Annotated in this window: 17 protein-coding genes; 13 read left to right on the top strand and 4 right to left on the bottom strand. The window is 71.2% G+C overall.

Features of this window, described 5'->3' with window-relative positions:
• Position 1: 1 nt before the first annotated feature.
• The 8 genes from AC3YO9_RS12330 (at position 2) to AC3YO9_RS12295 (ending at position 9,244) form a co-directional block, all read left to right on the top strand.
• Positions 2-445 (top strand): GNAT family N-acetyltransferase, encoded by a 444-nt coding sequence (locus tag AC3YO9_RS12330; RefSeq protein ID WP_127782759.1) that lies wholly within the window; start codon positions 2-4, stop codon positions 443-445.
• A gap of 196 nt (positions 446-641) precedes the next feature.
• Entirely contained in the window at positions 642-2,276 is a 1,635-nt protein-coding gene (locus tag AC3YO9_RS12325) for a peptide ABC transporter substrate-binding protein (protein ID WP_489983343.1), read from the top strand.
• Between the two features lie 81 nt (positions 2,277-2,357).
• Positions 2,358-3,284 (top strand): ABC transporter permease, encoded by a 927-nt coding sequence (locus AC3YO9_RS12320; protein WP_489983342.1) that lies wholly within the window; start codon positions 2,358-2,360, stop codon positions 3,282-3,284.
• Positions 3,277-4,236, top strand: coding sequence for an ABC transporter permease (locus AC3YO9_RS12315; protein WP_127782762.1), 960 nt, complete (start codon positions 3,277-3,279; stop codon positions 4,234-4,236). Before AC3YO9_RS12320 ends, AC3YO9_RS12315 begins: the two co-directional genes overlap by 8 nt.
• A 7-nt stretch (positions 4,237-4,243) precedes the next feature.
• The gene (locus AC3YO9_RS12310; RefSeq protein ID WP_489983341.1) at positions 4,244-5,449 is read left to right on the top strand and encodes an ABC transporter ATP-binding protein; all 1,206 of its coding nucleotides are present in this window, start codon (positions 4,244-4,246) and stop codon (positions 5,447-5,449) included.
• The gene (locus tag AC3YO9_RS12305) at positions 5,442-6,467 is read left to right on the top strand and encodes an ABC transporter ATP-binding protein (protein ID WP_127782763.1); all 1,026 of its coding nucleotides are present in this window, start codon (positions 5,442-5,444) and stop codon (positions 6,465-6,467) included. Before AC3YO9_RS12310 ends, AC3YO9_RS12305 begins: the two co-directional genes overlap by 8 nt.
• A 133-nt stretch (positions 6,468-6,600) precedes the next feature.
• On the top strand, positions 6,601-7,818 hold the full coding sequence (gene cobA / locus AC3YO9_RS12300) for a uroporphyrinogen-III C-methyltransferase (protein ID WP_489983340.1): 1,218 nt from the start codon (positions 6,601-6,603) through the stop codon (positions 7,816-7,818).
• The gene (locus AC3YO9_RS12295; RefSeq protein WP_127782765.1) at positions 7,811-9,244 is read left to right on the top strand and encodes an MFS transporter; all 1,434 of its coding nucleotides are present in this window, start codon (positions 7,811-7,813) and stop codon (positions 9,242-9,244) included. The genes cobA and AC3YO9_RS12295 overlap by 8 nt, the downstream gene beginning before the upstream one ends.
• 58 nt (positions 9,245-9,302) lie before the next feature.
• Here AC3YO9_RS12295 and AC3YO9_RS12290 read toward each other — a convergent pair whose 3' ends face one another.
• Complete coding sequence (locus tag AC3YO9_RS12290; RefSeq protein WP_127782766.1) at positions 9,303-10,118, bottom strand: SDR family NAD(P)-dependent oxidoreductase; 816 nt, start codon at positions 10,116-10,118, stop codon at positions 9,303-9,305.
• Between the two features lie 338 nt (positions 10,119-10,456).
• Here AC3YO9_RS12290 and AC3YO9_RS12285 point away from each other — a divergent pair, with 338 nt between their 5' ends.
• Positions 10,457-11,065 carry a TetR/AcrR family transcriptional regulator gene (locus AC3YO9_RS12285; protein ID WP_241249819.1) on the top strand — a complete coding sequence of 203 codons (609 nt, stop codon included), beginning with the start codon at positions 10,457-10,459 and terminating at the stop codon, positions 11,063-11,065.
• Here AC3YO9_RS12285 and AC3YO9_RS12280 read toward each other — a convergent pair.
• The 3 genes from AC3YO9_RS12280 to AC3YO9_RS12270 all read right to left on the bottom strand — a co-directional run bounded on the left by AC3YO9_RS12280 (position 11,062) and on the right by AC3YO9_RS12270 (position 14,651).
• The gene (locus tag AC3YO9_RS12280; protein ID WP_127782768.1) at positions 11,062-11,970 is read right to left on the bottom strand and encodes an alpha/beta fold hydrolase; all 909 of its coding nucleotides are present in this window, start codon (positions 11,968-11,970) and stop codon (positions 11,062-11,064) included. The genes AC3YO9_RS12285 and AC3YO9_RS12280 overlap by 4 nt on opposite strands.
• Before the next feature lie 95 nt (positions 11,971-12,065).
• On the bottom strand, positions 12,066-13,721 hold the full coding sequence (gene casG, locus AC3YO9_RS12275; protein WP_489983339.1) for a steroid-24-oyl-CoA synthetase: 1,656 nt from the start codon (positions 13,719-13,721) through the stop codon (positions 12,066-12,068).
• 126 nt (positions 13,722-13,847) lie between these two features.
• Entirely contained in the window at positions 13,848-14,651 is an 804-nt protein-coding gene (locus tag AC3YO9_RS12270) for an SDR family oxidoreductase (protein WP_489983338.1), read from the bottom strand.
• Between the two features lie 99 nt (positions 14,652-14,750).
• Between AC3YO9_RS12270 and clsA the strand changes: the two genes are divergently transcribed.
• Genes clsA through AC3YO9_RS12250 form a run of 4 tightly spaced genes read left to right on the top strand, consistent with a single transcriptional unit; the run spans position 14,751 to position 17,340 of the window.
• Complete coding sequence (clsA, locus tag AC3YO9_RS12265) at positions 14,751-15,413, top strand: cardiolipin synthase ClsA (RefSeq protein WP_489983337.1); 663 nt, start codon at positions 14,751-14,753, stop codon at positions 15,411-15,413.
• Positions 15,410-16,216: a DUF881 domain-containing protein gene (locus tag AC3YO9_RS12260; protein ID WP_489983336.1), complete on the top strand. Its 807-nt coding sequence runs from the start codon at positions 15,410-15,412 to the stop codon at positions 16,214-16,216. The genes clsA and AC3YO9_RS12260 overlap by 4 nt, the downstream gene beginning before the upstream one ends.
• The gene (locus AC3YO9_RS12255) at positions 16,213-16,545 is read left to right on the top strand and encodes a small basic family protein (RefSeq protein ID WP_127782772.1); all 333 of its coding nucleotides are present in this window, start codon (positions 16,213-16,215) and stop codon (positions 16,543-16,545) included. The genes AC3YO9_RS12260 and AC3YO9_RS12255 overlap by 4 nt, the downstream gene beginning before the upstream one ends.
• A gap of 3 nt (positions 16,546-16,548) precedes the next feature.
• Complete coding sequence (locus tag AC3YO9_RS12250) at positions 16,549-17,340, top strand: DUF881 domain-containing protein (RefSeq protein WP_489983335.1); 792 nt, start codon at positions 16,549-16,551, stop codon at positions 17,338-17,340.
• Positions 17,341-17,410 lie beyond the last annotated feature (70 nt).

The raw sequence follows: 17,410 nt of genomic DNA, 5'->3' as shown, positions 1-17,410 counted from the left end.
GATGACTCCTGTGCACCGATCGTGGTCCGCCGACCTGGACACCCCCACGCTCTACCGGCTCCTCGCCCTGCGCGTCGAGGTGTTCGTCGTGGAGCAGGCCTGCCCCTACCCCGAGCTGGACGGCGCTGACCTGCTGCCCCAGACCCGCCACCTGTGGCTGCAGGAGGGCGAGAACGTGCTGGGCACGGTTCGGCTGATGCAGCCCGACGGTGACGGGGGAGACTTCCGGATCGGTCGGCTGTGTGTTGCTCGACACGCACGGGGACACGGTCACGCCCGTCGGCTGATGCAGGCGGCCCTGGCCGAGGTGGGTTCTCAGCCGTGCCGGCTGAACGCCCAGGTGCCGATGGTCGGCTTCTACGAGACGCACGGATTCGCCTCGGACGGTTCAGTTTTCGTTGAAGATGGGATCAAGCACCTGCCCATGCTCCGGTCCGGAGCGTGAGCCGGGAACCGGTGCTCTGACCACTACCCGTAGTGGTCACCCGAGCACCGTCAGCCACGATCTCGTTAGGCCGGCGAAAAAAGTCTGGGTAAGCAGAGGACTAAAGTTCCCTCCGTCTGAGCCGCACATGGCTCGGGCGCGAGCCCGGAACGCGATCGGCGAGCGGGCGTGCCTTGACTTCGAGAGGACTCGACCTATGCGGGTAAAGCGGTTCGCGGCGGCAGTCGCGCTCCCCGTGGCAGCGGTGATGTTGATCGCCGGCTGCGGCGGCAGCAGCAGTGATTCAAGTGGGGGAAGCAGCGACCCGAACGCCGCCATCTCGATCCAGGGCACCCAGCCGGAGAACCCGCTGGTCCCGGCGAACACGAACGAGGAGGGCGGGTCCATCCCGCTCGACGTCATGTTCACCGGGCTCGTCAGCTACGACACCGACACCTCGGACCTGAAGATGGAGATCGCCGAGTCGATCACCACCACCGACGCGCAGCACTACGACATCAAGCTCAAGGACGGCTACACCTTCCACGACGGCACCCCCGTGGACGCCAAGAGCTTCGTGGACGCGTGGAACTGGGCGGCCTACGCCCCCAACGCGGCGCTCAACGCCAGCTTCTTCGAGCAGGTCAAGGGCTACCAGGACGTCAACCCGACGCCCCCCGCCGGCAGCACGGACGCACCCGCGCCCACGGCGAAGACGATGAGCGGCCTCACGGTGGTGAGCCCGACCGAGATCAAGGTCGAGCTGGTCGCGCCGTACAGCCCGTTCAAGCAGAAGCTGGGCTACCACGCCTTCGCGCCGCTGCCGCAGAGCTTCTACGCCGACCCGGTCGCCTTCGGCCGCAACCCGGTGGGCAACGGTCCGTTCAAGTTCGTCGCGTGGAACGACAACACCGACATCAAGATCACCCGGTGGGACGACTACAAGGGCGAGAAGCCCCAGGTCAAGGACGTCACCATCAAGCTGTACCAGAGCTCGGAGGCGGCCTACGCCGACCTCGTCTCGGGCAACCTGGACTTCCAGCAGCTGCTCCCGCCGTCCGCACTGGCCGGTGAGAAGTACCAGTCCGACCTGATGGACCGCACGCTCGACAAGGACGCGCCGCGCCTGACCACGGTGAGCCTGCCGATGTACGACCAGCGCTTCGCCAACGCCGACCTGCGCAAGGCCATCTCCATGTCGATCAACCGCGAGCAGATCGCCAAGGTCATCTTCAACGACACCTACGTGCCCTCCACCTCGTTCTCCTCGCCGGCCATCACCGGCTACGAGGCGGACACCTGCGGGGAGGCCTGCACGTACGACCCGGCCAAGGCCAAGGACCTGCTGGCCAAGGCCGGCGGCTTCAGCGGCCCGCTCACGCTGACCTACAACTCTGACGGCGGGCACAAGGACTGGTCCGAGGCGGTGTGCAACAGCATCAAGTCGAGCATCGGCATCGACTGCGTGGCCACCCCGACGCCGACCTTCAGCGTCCTGCGCCAGTCCATCAACGCCAAGCAGATGTCCGGCCTGTTCCGGTCCGCGTGGTCCTACGACTTCCCGAACCTGGAGAACGGCCTCAGCCCGCTGTACTCCACCACCGGCTCGGCGAACGACTCGAAGTACAGCAACCCCGAGTTCGACGCGGCCCTGCTGAAGGCGGCTGCCATCAGCGACACCGCGGAGTCGAACAAGGCGTTCATCGAGGCCGAGAAGATGCTGGTCGCGGACCTGCCGGCGATCCCGCTGTGGAGCGTCACGCAGAAGGCGGGCTACTCTGAGCGCCTGAGCAACGCCAAGCTGTCCTACACCCTCGAGCTCGACCTGACGCAGGTCAGGGTCAACAGCTGACACCCGCCACAGGCCGGCTCACCCTGCTGGGTGGCCGGCCTGTGGTGCGCGTGGCCAGTCAGAGCCAACTCGGAGATCCCCATGGGCCGCTACATCCTTCGACGTCTGCTGCAGATGATCCCGGTGTTCCTGGGCACGACGTTCCTCATCTACTGCCTCGTCTACGCAGTGCCCGGTGACCCCTTCGCCGGCAAGTGCGGCCAGCGGGCCTGCCCGCAGTCGTTCATCAACGAGATGACCGAGAAGTACAACCTGAACGACAACATCTTCGTCCAGTACTTCAAGTACCTGGGCAACCTGTTGCAGGGTGACTTCGGCAGCACCTTCTCGGGCGTGCCGATCAGCCAGATCATCTCGACCTCGTACCCGATCACCATCCGGCTGGCGCTGCTGGCGCTGGTCATCGAGATCGTGATCGGCATCGCGGCCGGCGTGCTCACCGGCCTGGGCCGCAAGGGCTTCTTCGACAACCTGGTGCTCATCTCCACCCTGCTGCTGATCTCGCTGCCGGTGTTCGTCACCGGCTTCGTGCTGCAGTACCTGCTGGGCGTCAAGTGGGGCGTGGTCAACCCGACCGTCTCGCCGAAGGCCCCGTGGAACGAGCTGATCATGCCGGCCTTCGTGCTGGCGAGCCTCTCGCTGGCCTACGCCACCCGCATCACCCGCACCTCGATCGTGGAGAACCGCCGGGCGGACTACGTGCGCACCGCCGTCGCCAAGGGCCTGCCCCAGCGCCGGGTGATCGGCGTGCACCTGCTGCGCAACTCGCTGATCCCGGTGGTGACGTTCTTCGGCACCGATTTCGGCGCGCTGATGGGCGGTGCCATCGTCACCGAGGGCATCTTCAACATCAACGGCATCGGCCGCCAGGTCTACCGCGCCATCCAGGTCAAGGAGGGCGCCACGGTGACCGGCCTGGTGGTGGTGCTGGTGCTGGTGTACCTGCTGATGAGCCTGCTGGTGGACGTGCTGTACGGACTACTCGACCCAAGGATCCGTTATGAGTGAACCCCAGCTCGGCGCCAGCCAGGTGGGCACGGGCGCCGCCCCCGCCGACCCCCAGCCGACGGGCAAGGACGCGGCCGGCACGGCGCCGGTGGAACGGGTGGGCAGCCTGGGCTCCGACGCCTGGCGCGACCTGCGCCGCAGCCCGCTGTTCCTGGTCTCCGCGGTGATCATCCTGGTGATGCTGCTGATGTCGCTGTGGCCGGGGTTGTTCACCAACGTCGACCCGCAGGCGGCCGACCTGAGCCAGAGCAACCTGGGCCCGTCCTCGGCGCACTGGTTCGGCACCGACGTGCAGGGCCACGACGTGCTGGCGCGCTGCATCTACGGTGCGCGGTACTCGCTGATCGTGGGCGTGCTGGCCACCCTGGGGACCACCCTGGTGGGCGTGGCGGTGGGCATCGTGGCGGCCTACTACGGCGGCTGGCTCGACGCCCTGCTCTCCCGGATCGCCGACATCTTCCTGGGCATCCCCTTCGTGCTCGGCGCCATCGTGGTGCTCACCACGTTCACGGTGTCCTCCACCGTGGGCATCGTGGCGCTGGTGATCGGGTCGTTGATCCTGCTCGGCTGGCCGGTGCCCACCCGCGTGATGCGCTCGTCGATGATGCAGGCCAAGCAGGCCGACTACGTGGTGGCCGCCCGCTCCATGGGCGCCGGCACCAGGCGGATCATCTTCCGCCACCTGCTGCCCAACTGCCTGGCCCCGACGCTGGTGTACGCCACCATCTCCCTGGGTGCGTTCATCGGTGCGGAGGCCACCCTGTCCTACCTGGGCATCGGCCTGCACGCCCCCGTCGTCTCCTGGGGCGTGATGATCAGCGACGCCCAGACCTACCTGCGCACGGCTCCCTTCGCCCTGCTCTTCCCGGCCGGCTTCCTGTCCATCACCGTGCTCGCCTTCGTGATGCTCGGTGACGCGGTGCGCCAGGCCCTCGACCCGAAGCTCCGTTAGGAGAGTCGTGTTCTTCCACCGCAAGCGCCCCGACCAGGGCACCCCCGACCCGACTGCCACCGAGCCGACCAACACCGGGCCGGCCGCCACCGCGGCAGGCACCTCCTCGGTCACCTCCGGCAAGGCCACGGCTGCCCCGGGCACCAGCGCGGTGCCCGGCTCGACCGCTGCCGACCCGCTGCACCCGTACCTGCCCGACGGCACCTTCCGCTCCCCGGCCCTGCTGGAGGTGGACGACCTGCACGTGGAGTTCCGCACCCGCGACGGCGTGGCCAAGGTGCTCAACGGCGTGTCCTACGACGTCCGGTCGGGGGAGACCCTCGCGGTGCTCGGCGAGTCCGGCTCGGGCAAGAGCGTCACCGCACAGACGGTGATGGGCATCCTGGACCAGCCACCGGGTGCCATCACCGGCGGCCAGGTGCGGTTCAAGGGCGAGGACCTGCTGGCCATGACCGACGAGCAGCGCCGCCTCATCCGCGGTGAGGGCATCGCGATGGTCTTCCAGGACGCCCTGTCCGCCCTCAACCCGGTGTTCAGCGTCGGCTTCCAGATCGCCGAGCAGTTCCGGGTGCGGCGCGGGATGAGCCGCAAGGACGCCACGGCCCGCGCCGTGGAGCTGCTGGACCAGGTGAAGATCCCCAACGCCAAGGGGCGCGTGAAGGAGTACCCGCACCAGTTCTCCGGCGGGATGCGCCAGCGGGTGATGATCGCGATGTCGCTGGCCCTGGACCCCGAGCTGCTCATCGCCGACGAGCCCACCACCGCCCTGGACGTCACCGTGCAGGCCCAGATCATGGACCTGCTCAAGGAGATCCAGGCCGAGCGCCAGATGGGGCTCATCCTCATCACCCACGACCTCGGCGTGGTCGCCGACGTCGCCGACAAGATCGCGGTGATGTACGCCGGGCGCATCGTGGAGCAGGCGGAGGTGCACGACCTCTACGCCAACCCCTGCCACCCGTACACCGTGTCGCTGCTGGAGTCGATCCCGCGGGTCGACCTCAAGGGCCAGAAGCTGCGGAGCATCGCCGGGCTGCCACCGAACCTGATGCGTGTCCCGCCGGGCTGCGCGTTCCACCCGCGCTGCCCGATGGCGCAGGACGTGTGCACCCGGCAGGTTCCCCCGCTGATCACCCTGGGCGAGGTGCGCTCGAGCGCGTGCCTGTTCGCCGACGACCTCTACCAGGGCAAGGACGTGGTCCACCATGGCTGACCTGACCAAGCCCGCCAGCTCCGGCACGCCGCTGCTGGAGGTGCGCGACCTCGTCAAGCACTACCCGGTCACCCAGGGCGTGCTGCTCAAGCGAGCGGTGGGCCAGGTGCACGCCGTCGACGGTGTGAGCTTCACCCTGGACCACGGCGAGACCCTGGGCGTGGTGGGGGAGTCCGGCTGCGGCAAGTCCACCCTGGCCAAGGTGCTCATGCGGCTGGAGCCGGCCACCGCCGGCGAGGTGCTCTTCGAGGGCGAGGACATCCTCAAGCTCTCCGGCGCCGGCCTGCGGCGGATGCGGCGCAAGGTGCAGATGGTCTTCCAGGACCCCTACACCTCGCTCAACCCCCGCATGACGGTGGGCGACATCATCGGCGAGCCCTTCGAGATCCACCCCGAGGTGGCCCCGAAGAGCTCGCGCCGCAAGGCCGTGCAGGACCTGCTGGACGTGGTGGGCCTCAACCCGGAGTACATCAACCGCTACCCGCACCAGTTCTCCGGCGGCCAGCGCCAGCGCATCGGCATCGCCCGCTCGCTGGCGCTCAAGCCGGACCTGATCATCTGTGACGAGCCGGTCTCTGCGCTGGACGTCTCCATCCAGGCGCAGGTGATGAACCTGCTGGGCGACCTCAAGCACGACTTCGGGCTGTCCTACCTGTTCATCGCCCACGACCTCTCCGTGGTGCGGCACCTCTCCGACCGCGTGGCGGTGATGTACCTGGGCAAGATCGCCGAGGTCGGCACGGACGCCGAGATCTACGAGCAGGCCTCGCACCCGTACACCCAGGCGCTGCTCTCGGCCGTGCCCGTGCCCGACCCCGCCGCGCGGGAGCGCAAGACGGTGATCCGGCTGGTGGGCGACCCACCCAGCCCGGTGAACCCGCCGTCGGGGTGTCGGTTCCGCACGCGCTGCTGGAAGGCCCAGGACATCTGCGCCACCGAGGTGCCGGCCCTGGTGGACCGCACCGGGCACCCCAGTGCCTGCCACTTCGCCGAGCCGCGCGCGGTGCTGCAGGACTGAGGGCTGTGGCCCTCGACACGTTGGGCGCCCGGGTCTTTGACGGGTCTGTCGGTAGCCGGAATGATGACCAGACTGCGACGGTTCACCGCGCCGTCCGTGACCGAGGAGTCGACTGTGAGCAGCGCGGAAGCCCGTGGCTGAGCCCGCCGGAACCTACTACCTGGCCGGTCTGGACCTGCGCGGCCGCCGCGTGGTCGTCGTCGGTGCCGGGACGGTGGCTCAGCGTCGCCTCGTCCGGTTGCTGGCCGTGGACGCCGACGTGGTGGTGGTGGCGCCGGCAGCCACTCCGACGGTGCAGGCGATGGCCGACACCGGCCAGCTGCGCTGGGAGCGCAGGAGCTTCCAGGTCAGCGACCTGGACGACGCCTGGTACGTGCTGGCCTGCACCGACGAGCCTGCGGTGAACGCGGCCGTGGTGGCGGAGTCGGAGCGGCGGCGGGTGTTCTGCGTCCGGGCGGACGACGCCGCCCGTGGCTCCGCCGTCACCCCAGCGACCACCGAGCACGACGGGCTGATGGTCGGGGTGCTCTCCGGCGGGCACCCGCGCCGCTCCTCGGCCGCGGTGTCGGCCATCCGGCGGGCGCTGCAGCGGGGCATGCTCACCGAGACCGCGCCGGAACGCCCCGTCGGCGTGGCGCTGGTGGGCAGCGGTCCGGGCGACCCCGAGCTGCTCACCGTGCGCGGCCGACGGCTGCTGGGGCAGGCGGACGTGGTGGTCACCGACCGGCTCGGGGCCACCGACCTGTTGCAGGAGCTGGGGGCGGACGTCGAGGTGATCGACGCGGCCAAGGTGCCCTACGGGCGGGCCATGGCCCAGGAGGACATCAACGCCGTGCTGATCGACCGGGCGCGGGCGGGCAAGTTCGTGGTCCGGCTCAAGGGCGGCGATCCCTACCTGTTCGGCCGCGGCTACGAGGAGCTGCTCGCGTGCACCGAGGCCGGCGTGCCGGTGACGGTGGTGCCCGGCCTCACCAGCGCGTTCGCGGTTCCTGCCGCCGCCGGCGTGCCGGTCACCCACCGGGGGGTCGCGCACGAGGTGGTGGTGGTCTCCGGGCACGTGGCGCCGGACGATCCGCGCAGCCTGGTGGACTGGCCGGCGCTGGGCCGGCTGAGCGGCACGCTGGTGCTGCTCATGGCGGTGAAGCGGCTGGCGCAGTTCGCCGAGGTGCTGATGGCCCACGGCCGCGCCGGCGACACCCCGGTGCGGATCATCCAGGAGGGCACCACCCGCACCGAGCGGGTGGTGTGCACCAGCCTGGCCCGCGCGGCCACCGACGCTCGCGACATCCGCCCCCCGGCGATAATTGTGATCGGTGCGGTTGCGGGCCTGGGCGGTGGCGGCGATGTCTGAGTCCGCCCCGCCGGTCACCGGCCCCGTCGCCGCCGAGGAGCAGCCGCAGCGCCCGCTCGCCACCTCGGTCTTCGGCCTGGCCATCGTCATCCTCGGCGCCGTGCAGCTGATGCTCGTGCTCGACGGCAGCATCGTGAACATCGCGCTGCCGCACCTGCAGGACGACCCCGCCATCCGGCTCTCCGACGCCAACCTGTCCTGGGTGGTCAACGGCTACGCGCTGGCCTTCGGCGGCCTGCTGCTGCTGGGCGGGCGCTCCGGCGACGCGCTGGGCCGGCGGCGGATGTTCATCGTCGGCATCGCGGTGTTCACCCTGGCCTCGCTGCTGGGCGCCTGCGCGTGGAGCGAGTGGTCGATGATCGCCGCCCGGGTCCTGCAGGGCGCCGGGGCCGCGGTGGCCTCGCCCACCGCGCTGGCGCTGGTGTCCACCACCTTCGCGCCGGGGCCGGTGCGCAACAAGGCGTTCGGCGTCTACGCCGCGATGACCGGGGTGGGCTCGGCCGCAGGACTGCTGCTGGGTGGAGTGCTCACCGACATCTCCTGGCGGTGGACGTTCTTCATCAACGTGCCGGTGGGCCTGCTGGTGCTGGTGCTCGCTCCGCGAGCGCTGCCGACCACTCGCCCCGACCGGTCCAGCTTCGACCTGCGTGGCGCGATCACCGCCACCGCCGGCTTCTCCGCGCTGGTCTACGGGTTCACCGCCGGCGGCAGCGGCTGGCCGTGGATCGTGGCGGGAGTGGTGCTGGTGGCGGTCTTCGTGGTGCTGGAGGCCCGCACGGAGAACCCGTTGGTGCCGCTGCGGCTGTTCACCGACAAGGACCGCGCGGTCACCTACCTGGCCACCTTCATCACCGGTGCCTCGCTGTTCGCCATGGCGTACTTCCTCAGCCGCTACGTGCAGGAGGTGCTGGGCTACTCGGCCCTGAAGACCGGTATCGCCTTCCTGCCGTTCGCCGTCGCCTCCGGCCTGGCCTCACAGCTGACCTCGGCGCTCACCTCACGGGTGAGTCCCCGGTGGATCATCGGGCCGGGCTCGGTGGTGATGGCCATCGGGTTCGCCTGGGCGTCACGCATGCCGGTGGACGCAGGCTACGTGCGCGACCTGCTCGGGCCGATGATCCTCATCGCCGCCGGCTTCAGCCTGATGATGATCCCGCTGACCATGTCGGCGGTGACGCGGGTGGACACCCGCGACGCCGGGGCCGCCTCGGCCGTGGTCAACGTGGTGCAGCAGATGGGTGGGGCGATCGGGCTGGCGGTGCTGGTGCTGGTCTCCACCCGGGTGACCGACGGCGCCGGCACCGAGCGCGTTCCGGCCCTGGCCGAGGGTTTCGGCGCCGCGTTCCTCACCTGCTCCGGGTTCGTGCTGGTGGCCGGCCTGCTCTCCGTGGTCGGCCTGCGCACCACCCACCACGACCTCGAGTAGCAACGAGCCCGCCCCCGGTCGGTGACCGGGGGCGGGCTCGTCGCAGCGGGCGCGGGTGCTACTCGTCGAAGCCCATCATCTTGCGGGAGGCCTTGGCGCTGGCCTCCACCATGGGGCCGCGGGGGAAGCCGAGGCGCTTCTTCGCGTTGGTGAAGTTGGCCTCGCCACCGGCGACCCACACCGGGCCCTCGGTGATGCGGGCCAGGCCCTCGGCGGCCACGTCGGCCGGGGCGGCCACGTCCAGACCGGGCAGGTCCATCTTCAGGCCGTGACGCTCCATGGACGGGGTGCGGGTGACACCCAGCACCAGGTGCAGCACGTCCACGTCGTGAGCCTTGAGCTCCAGCCACAGGCCCTCGGCGAAGACCCGGCTGAACGCCTTGGCGGCGGCGTAGATGCCGATCATCTCGGTGCCGAGGTAGCCGGCCATCGAGCCGAGCAGGATGATGCCGCCGCGGCCGCGCTCCTTCATCAGGGCGCCGAAGTGCTGGGATAGCTCGAGCTGGCGGGTGATGTTGAGGTCGATGACCTCCTGGACCTTGGTGAGGTCGGCAGTGACGAACTCGTTGGCGTAGGTGTTGGCGCCGGCGTTGAAGATGAACAGGCCGACCTCGAGCGGGTCGGTGACGGCGCGGATCTGCTCCACCGCGCCGGGGGCGATGAGGTCGACCGAGAGGGTGCGCACCTCCACGCCCAGGGCGCGGACCTTCTCCGCGGTCTCCTCCAGCGGGCCGGGCTTGCGGGCCAGCAGGACGAGGTTGATCCCCGCGGCGGCGAGCTGCTCGGCAAAGGAGGATCCGACGCCTTCCGAGCCGCCTGCGATGACTGCCCAGGGTCCGTACTTGGCTGCGTCGATGGTGCTTGTGTCGGTCACCGTGCTCCTCGGGTGGTGTCGGGATGTGCCGTCGCTGTGCGGCGCGTGCTCGAGCCGGCCGGGCGTGCTGCCCGCGGCACCGAGCGATGGTCTCGCACCTGACGGTAGGGCCGGGGGCGGTGATGTCGGACGCGCGTCTCACTGGATGGGAGAGGAGGACAGCGGGTCGGTGGCGCCTCCGAGTGTGGGGTGCAGCACAGAAAGTCTTACTCAGCGGAACTGCAGCGCGCGGCGGCACCCGACACCTGTCGATGATTGTCGTCACAGGGGAGCGGGTCGGTGCAGCGCAGCGGCTCGAGGAGTGGGGAGGGGGTGGGTCAGTGGCCAGGATCGCCGTGATGCGTGCGCCGGCAGAGCCGAGCTCGGTGCTGCAGCACACCAAGTACCGACGGATGCTCAGGGCGGCGTCGGAGCTGGGTACGGAGAAGGAGCTCGAGCGCGTCCAGATGACGGAGGTCGCGCGGCGGGCTGGGGTGGCCATCGGCACCCTGTACCGCTACTTCCCGTCCAAGAACCACCTGTTCGTGGCGGTGATGGCGGGCCAGATCGAGCGGATGAACGAGGCCCCGCAGCTGGACGAGAGCAACGACCCCGCGGAGCGGGTGGCTCGCATGCTGGTGCGCTCGCTGCGGGCGCTGATGAGCCAGCCGATGCTGGCCTCGTCGATGATCCAGGCGGTGATCACCACCGGCCCGGCCGTGGTGACCGACGTGGACAAGATCGATCACGAGTTCCGGCGCGCGCTCCTCTCGGCCGCGCACCTGAAGGAGCCGAACCAGGAGCAGCTCGCCCTCGTGCGGATGGTGAACCAGCAGTGGTACGGAGTGGTCCGGGCCAGCCTCAGCGGTCAGCTGGACGCCGCCCAGGCGGAGGAGGACCTGCGCAACGGCTGCCGGCTGCTGCTCGCCTCGCTGCGAGTGCCGGAGCTGGCGGGACAGGGACGCTAGCGCGTCGAGACCACCCCGTCGGCGTGCGGCGCCCGGTACTCACCTCGGGCGGTCTCGGGCTGCGCGGGCTTGGTCTCCCGCAGGAAGGTGTCGATGATCTCGACGACCTCCTGCGGCGCCTCGACGTGCGGGAAGTGGCCGATGCCGGGCAGCACCGCCAGCCGCGAGCTGGGCATCGCCTCGTGCGTGGCCACTCCGTGCGACAGCGGGATGATCGGGTCGTGGTCGCCCCAGATCAGCTGCATGGGCAGCCGGGCGCTGAGGTAGAGCCGGCTGGTGGCGCTCACCGCCTGACCACCGGGGTCCACCACCGAGCGCAGGATGCGCAGGAACGCCCGCCGGGACGGGCCGTCGGCCAGCGACGCGTACGCGCTCCACATCTCCTCGACCGCGCCGGCGCGCAGCCCCCGGCGTCCCAGCCAGCCGCGGATCGTGTTGCCGGCGTCGCGGACGAACGGCGGGGCCAGCAGCGGCAGCACCAGCTCCGAGCCCGGCGTGGACAGCACCCGCAGCGTCCAGCTGACCTCCCGGCCCAGGCCACCGCTGGAGATGAGCACCAGGCGCTCGCAGCGCTCGGGGTACTGGTAGGCCATCTGCAGCGCCACCCCGCCGCCGAGGGACTGCCCGATCACGGTGACCCGGTCGATGTCCAGCGCGTCGAGCAGGTCACGCAGCGTGGCGGCGTACGCACCCAGGGAGTAGTCGCCGCGCGGCTTGTCTGACTCACCGTGCCCGGGCATGTCCGGGGCCACCACCCGGTAGCGCTTGCTCAGCTCGGGAATCAGGTACCGCCAGGTCGCCGAGCTGCCGGCCATGCCGTGCACCAGCAGGAGCGTCTCGCCGGTACCGGCCATCCGGTAGGCGAGGCGGTCGCCGTGCAGGTCGTGGAACATCAGCTGGGTCATGGTGGTCCAGTATTGACCACGAGCCGCACCGGTGCACGTCTGTGCACTGGCGCGGCTCGGGCGGTGCAAGCGGTGGTGCCGGCTCGGCGGAGCGCTCAGCCGGTGACCTCGCGCCGGATGATCTTGCCGGTCGCGTTGCGCGGCAAGGCATCCGTGGTGATCCGGTAGCGCACCGGGCGCTTGTAGTAGGCCAGGTGCTCCTCGGCGTAGGTGCGCAGCTGGTCCTCGGTCACCTGGTTCGCCGGATCGGTGACCACCACGGCGGCCACCTCCTGGCCCAGGTCGGCGTGCGGAACGCCGTAGACCACGCACTCCACCACGCCCGGGCACTCGTCGAGGGACTGCTCGACCTCCACGGGGTAGACGTTCTCGCCGCCGCGCAGGATGAGGTCCGACCGGCGGGTGGTCAGCCGCAGCATGCCGTTCTCGAACACGCCGATGTCGCCCGTCCGCAGCCAGCGACCGGAGTCGATGGCCTGGGCGGTGGCCTCGGGGTTGTTCCAGTAGCCGAGCATGACGAACGGGCTGCGGACGCACACCTCGCCCTCCTCGCCGTCGGGCAGGCGGTCGCCGAAGGGGTCGCGGATCTCCAGCGCCACGGTCACGATCGGCCGACCCAGGGTTCCCGGGTTGGCGGCCAGGTCCGCGGCGGTGGCCACGGTGGCGGCAGTGCTGCTCTCCGTCATGCCGTAGCTGTCCACCAGGGCGTCCTTGGCGAACGGCACGTGCTTGCGCAGCTTGTCCTTGAGCGCGATGGAGGACGGCGCGGAGGCCAGCGCGAACGCGGTGAGCGAGGAGGTGTCGTACTTGGTGAAGTCACCCTGCTCGAGCAGCCGGCTGGCCATGGTGGGCACCGCGCCCCAGTTGGTGACGCGCTCGCGCTCGATGAGCGAGAGCACCCGGTCCACGTCGAAGGCGCCCTGGTACATGACCACCACGCTGCCCGTGCCCAGCCGCGGCACGGCCAGGTTGTGCAGGCTCGCGATGTGGAACAGCGGCGAGGTGAGCAGGTAGCGCAGCGGCTCCGGCCCGGTCTGGCCGAAGGCGGCGAGGAGGGCGTCGTTGAGCTGGTGGTAGCTGACCACGGCCAGCAGGTTGCGCTGGGAGTGCACCACGCCCTTGGGTCGTCCGCTGGTGCCGCTGGTGTAGAGGATGACGGCGGGGTCGTCCTCGTCCAGCTCCACCACGGGTGCGACGGCGTCGGGGTGCGCGGCGGCCAGGCGCGGCACGTCGTCCTCCAGGCCGAGCACCGGCAGCGGGGGGAGGGACACGGCGGCCTGCTCCAGCAGCGGCGCGCGCTTGCGGTCCACCAGGATCACGGTGGGCTCGCTGTGCCCGATGGCGAAGGTGATCTCCGGCGGGGTCCACCAGGCGTTGAAGCCCACGGCGATCGCCCCGAGGCTGGCCACCGCCCAGAACGCCTCCACCCACTCCGGAGAGTTGGCGCCCAGGATGGCCACCCGGTCGCCCTTGCCCACGCCGTAGGTGTCGGCCAGCTCCTGGGCCAGGGACCGCACCGCTGCGCCGTGCTCGGCGAAGGAGACGTGTCGGTCCTCGGTGACCAGGTAGTCGCGCTCGCCGTAGCTCTCGGCCTGGGCCAGTAGCTCGGGAAGGGACCGGTTGCGGGTGGTGATCACGGGCATCCGGGTGCCGAGCACGTCCTCCTCGGCGATCTCGAAGGGTCCGCCGGGACCGGTGAGCTTGCCCATCACCTGTGCCACGTAGGCCTGCAGGTCAGCTGGAGCGGTCATCACACACACCTTATCGTCGTGCCTGTGTGCGCCAGGGCACACCGGGTTGCCAGCCGCACCGTGCCACAGCGTCCGGGGCGCAGCGGTGGTGGTTCCAGTCACCGAGACGGCCGCGGGCGTCGGGGTTCACCGTGCCGCGGGGGCGTCCTCGGCCGCGGCGGGGTGGGTGGCGACGTAGCGGGCCGGGTACTCGCCGCCGCCGTGCACGGCCAGGTCGGCACCGGTGACGTAGTCGGAGAGGTCCCCGGCGAGGTAGAGGCACGCGCGGGCCACGTCGGCAGGCACCGCCATGCGCTGCATCGGGATGGTCCGCGCCACTGCGGCACCGCCGTCGGCGCCGTAGACCTCCGCCGCGGCCTCGGTGCGGATGAGCCCGGTGGTGACGTGGTTGACGCGGACCTTGGGCGCCCACTCCAGCGCCAGCGCGCGGCTGAGCACCAGCAGGCCGGCCTTGGCCGCGGAGTAGGCGGCGGTGCCCGGCTGCGGGTCGTGGGCGGAGACGCTGCCGATGTTGATGATGGTGCCGCCGCTGTCCTGGCCCTGCATCACCCGGTTGGCGGCCTGGGCGGCGTAGAACGGCGCCAGCAGGTTCAGCGCCACGATCTTCTCCACGAAGCGCGGGGAGACGGTGGCGGCATCAGCGTCGGGCGAGCCGCCGGCGTTGTTCACCAGCACGTCCACGCGGCCGAGCTGGTCCACCGCGTGCGCCAGCAGGGCGTCCACGGCAGCAGGGTCGCGCACGTCGGTGGCCAGGAAGAGCGCCTCGCGGCCGTCCGCGGCGGGCAGCGTCTCCGGTGCGGAGCGGCCGCACACCAGCACCTGGGCGCCTGCGGCCAGGAAGGTCTCGGCGATGGTGCGCCCGATGCCCTTGGTGCCACCGGTGACCACCACGCTGCGGCCGCTGAAGTCCAGGGGGTTGCTCAGAGTCATGCGGGAACCCTAACAAGCGCTTGGTCAGACGACCCTGACCGAGCGCGCCGGCGCGCTGTGGCAGGCTGGCCGCCGTTGGTCGGCAGGGGGAGGACACGCGTGGAGCGGCACGAGGCAGCCGGTGAGGCAGCCGACGATGCAGCAGCCATCGTCGCTGACACCGAGCACGCGGCGCCCACCTCGGACCACGTGTGGACGCTGCCCAACGCGCTGAGCACGCTGCGCCTGCTCGGGGTCCCCCTGTTCCTGTACCTGCTGCTGGGCCCGCAGGCCGACGGCTGGGCCATCGTGGTGCTGATGGTCAGCGGCGCCACCGACTACCTCGACGGCAAGCTCGCCCGGGTGCTCAACCAGACGAGCAAGCTCGGCGCCCTGCTGGATCCCGCCGCGGACCGCCTGTACGTGCTGTCCACCCTCTTCGCCTTCGTGGTGCGCGACGTGGTGCCCTGGTGGGTGGCGGCGCTCATCGTCGGGCGTGACCTGGTGCTGCTGTGCACGGTGCCGGCGCTGCGCAGCCGGGGGCTGACCGTGCTGCCGGTGCACTACCTGGGCAAGGCCGCCACCTTCTGCCTGCTCTACGCCTTCCCCGGGCTGCTCATCGCCCAGATGGACTCCTGGCTGGCCACCGTGCTGGGGCCACTGGCCTACGCGCTGACCGTCTGGGGCACCGCGATGTACCTGTGGGCCGGGGTGCTCTACCTGGTGCAGCTGCGGCTGGTGCTGCGCGAGCTGCCGCGGGTGCCCTGGACCTGGCGTCCATGAGCGGTCCGCGCTTCCCGGTCCCGTCGCTGCTCGCCGCCCTGCAGACCGACCACCTCGACCCCGGCTACGCCGCTGCCGCCCAGCAGCCGCGCGGGCAAGGACGTCGCCGGACCTGGTTGGCGGGCGGTGCCGTGCTGGTGGGGCTGGTGCTGGGCGTGGGGGCGGCTGAGGCGACCTCCAGCGCCCCGGACGCCGACGTGGTCCGCACCGGGCTGGCCGCCGACGTCCGCCAGGCGCGCACCACGCAGCAGGAGCTCACCCAGCGCGAGGCTGCGCTGTCGGCGCAGGCGGAGGCAGCCCGCCGCAGCGCGCTGACCGGCAACGCCGAGGGCCGCGCCGCCCTGGACCAGCTCAGCGCCCTGTCCACCGCGGCCGGCGCGACCGCGGTGGTCGGCCCCGGCCTGGAGATCACCCTGGACGACGCCGAGGCCGGCAACGGCGCCCTGTCGCGCGGCAGCGTCCTCGACCGCGACGTGCAGCAGGTGGTCAACGCCCTGTGGGCCTCGGGAGCCGAGGCGGTCGCCGTGGGCGGGGTGCGGCTGGACCCGCGCTCCACCATCCGCCAGGCGGGCGGGGCGATGCTGGTGAACAACCAGCCGGTGCCCGCGCCCTACACCGTGGCGGCGGTGGGCCGGCCCAACGCGCTGCAGACCGGCTTCGTGGTCAGCGACGCCTACCGGGCGATGTCGGCGGTGTCCCGGTCCTACGGCACCCGCTTCGACGTCCGCGCCGCCGAGTCCCTGCAGCTGCCCGCCGCCACCCCGGTGGAGCCCCGCTTCGCGATCCCGCAGGTGCCCCGATGATCGCCGTGCTGGCGCTGGTCGCCGGCGTGGTGCTGGGCCTGGTGCTGCAGCCGGAGGTCCCCGACCTGTTCCAGCCCTACCTGCCCATCGCCGTCATCGCCGCGCTGGACGCGGTGTTCGGCGGGCTGCGCGCACGACTGGCCAAGATCTTCGACGCCAAGGTGTTCGTGGTGTCGTTCGTGTTCAACGTGGTGGTCGCCGCGCTGATCGTGGCCCTGGGCGACCAGCTGGGGGTGGGCACGCAGCTGTCCACCGCCGTGGTGGTGGTGCTGGGCATCCGGATCTTCGGCAACGCCGCAGCCATTCGACGCAGCGTGTTCGGGGTCTGAGCCGTGCCCGAGGCGCCGGAGGTGCCCGACGCGGCCGACACGGCCGAGACGGCCGACGCGAGCCCGGCCGCAGAGCCGCCCAGCCCGGTGGTGCCGCGGCGCACCCGGGTGCTGTCCTCGGTGCTGGTCTGCGCGCTCTGCGCCGGGCTGGGCCTGGCCATCGCCACCCAGGTGCGCGACACCGCCTCCGGCGACTCGCTGGACACCGCCCGCCCCAGCGACCTGGTGGTCCTGCTCGACACGTTGCACCAGCGCGAGGCCACCCTGCGCGGGGAGATCACCCAGCTGCAGGACAGCATCGCCGCGCAGCAGAGCTTCGGGCAGGGCTCGGCGTCGGCGCTGGCCGAGGCCCGGGCCAGGGCGCAGGCGCTGGCGGTGCTGGTGGGCACCGCCGCAGCCAGCGGCCCCGGAGTGGTGCTCACGGTGCGCGACCCCCAGGCCCGGGTGGGTCCGGAGGTCCTGCTGGACGTGGTGCAGGAGCTGCGGGCGGCGGGGGCCGAGGCCATCCAGGTGAGCGGCGCCGACGGCGGCGCGGTGCGGGTGGGCATGGACACCGCCGTCACCGGCACCGCCGGTGCGCTGCGGGTGGACGGCAGCACGCTGAGCGCGCCCTACCGGGTCACGGCCATCGGCGACGCGCCCACCCTGGCCGCGGCGCTGAACATCCCTGGTGGGGTGATCGACACCGTCGCCCGGGCCGGGGGAGGCGTGGCGGTGGAGCAGCCGCCCCAGGTGCTGGTGGACGCCCTGCGCACGCCCAAGGTCGCGCAGCACGCCCGCCCGGCCGGTCGGTGAGCCGCGCGGGCCGGCGGCAAGGGCCCCGCCCTCCTGGTGGCGGGAACCCCTGGGCGCGCAGGTAATCTGG

Source organism: Rhodococcus sp. Z6_132, from assembly GCF_058133635.1.
This window is presented reverse-complemented; position numbering and strand designations above follow the sequence as displayed.

Bases quoted from the DNA above. Each gene is read 5' to 3' on its own strand.
- AC3YO9_RS12330 (WP_127782759.1), top strand. From the start codon at position 2: ATGACTCCTGTGCACCGATCGTGGTCCGCCGACCTGGACACCCCCACG.
- AC3YO9_RS12325 (WP_489983343.1), top strand. From the start codon at position 642: ATGCGGGTAAAGCGGTTCGCGGCGGCAGTCGCGCTCCCCGTGGCAGCG.
- AC3YO9_RS12320 (WP_489983342.1), top strand. From the start codon at position 2,358: ATGGGCCGCTACATCCTTCGACGTCTGCTGCAGATGATCCCGGTGTTC.
- AC3YO9_RS12315 (WP_127782762.1), top strand. From the start codon at position 3,277: ATGAGTGAACCCCAGCTCGGCGCCAGCCAGGTGGGCACGGGCGCCGCC.
- AC3YO9_RS12305 (WP_127782763.1), top strand. From the start codon at position 5,442: ATGGCTGACCTGACCAAGCCCGCCAGCTCCGGCACGCCGCTGCTGGAG.
- AC3YO9_RS12295 (WP_127782765.1), top strand. From the start codon at position 7,811: ATGTCTGAGTCCGCCCCGCCGGTCACCGGCCCCGTCGCCGCCGAGGAG.
- AC3YO9_RS12285 (WP_241249819.1), top strand. From the start codon at position 10,457: ATGCGTGCGCCGGCAGAGCCGAGCTCGGTGCTGCAGCACACCAAGTAC.
- AC3YO9_RS12280 (WP_127782768.1), bottom strand. From the start codon at position 11,970: ATGACCCAGCTGATGTTCCACGACCTGCACGGCGACCGCCTCGCCTAC.
- casG (WP_489983339.1), bottom strand. From the start codon at position 13,721: ATGACCGCTCCAGCTGACCTGCAGGCCTACGTGGCACAGGTGATGGGC.
- AC3YO9_RS12270 (WP_489983338.1), bottom strand. From the start codon at position 14,651: ATGACTCTGAGCAACCCCCTGGACTTCAGCGGCCGCAGCGTGGTGGTC.
- AC3YO9_RS12260 (WP_489983336.1), top strand. From the start codon at position 15,410: ATGAGCGGTCCGCGCTTCCCGGTCCCGTCGCTGCTCGCCGCCCTGCAG.
- AC3YO9_RS12255 (WP_127782772.1), top strand. From the start codon at position 16,213: ATGATCGCCGTGCTGGCGCTGGTCGCCGGCGTGGTGCTGGGCCTGGTG.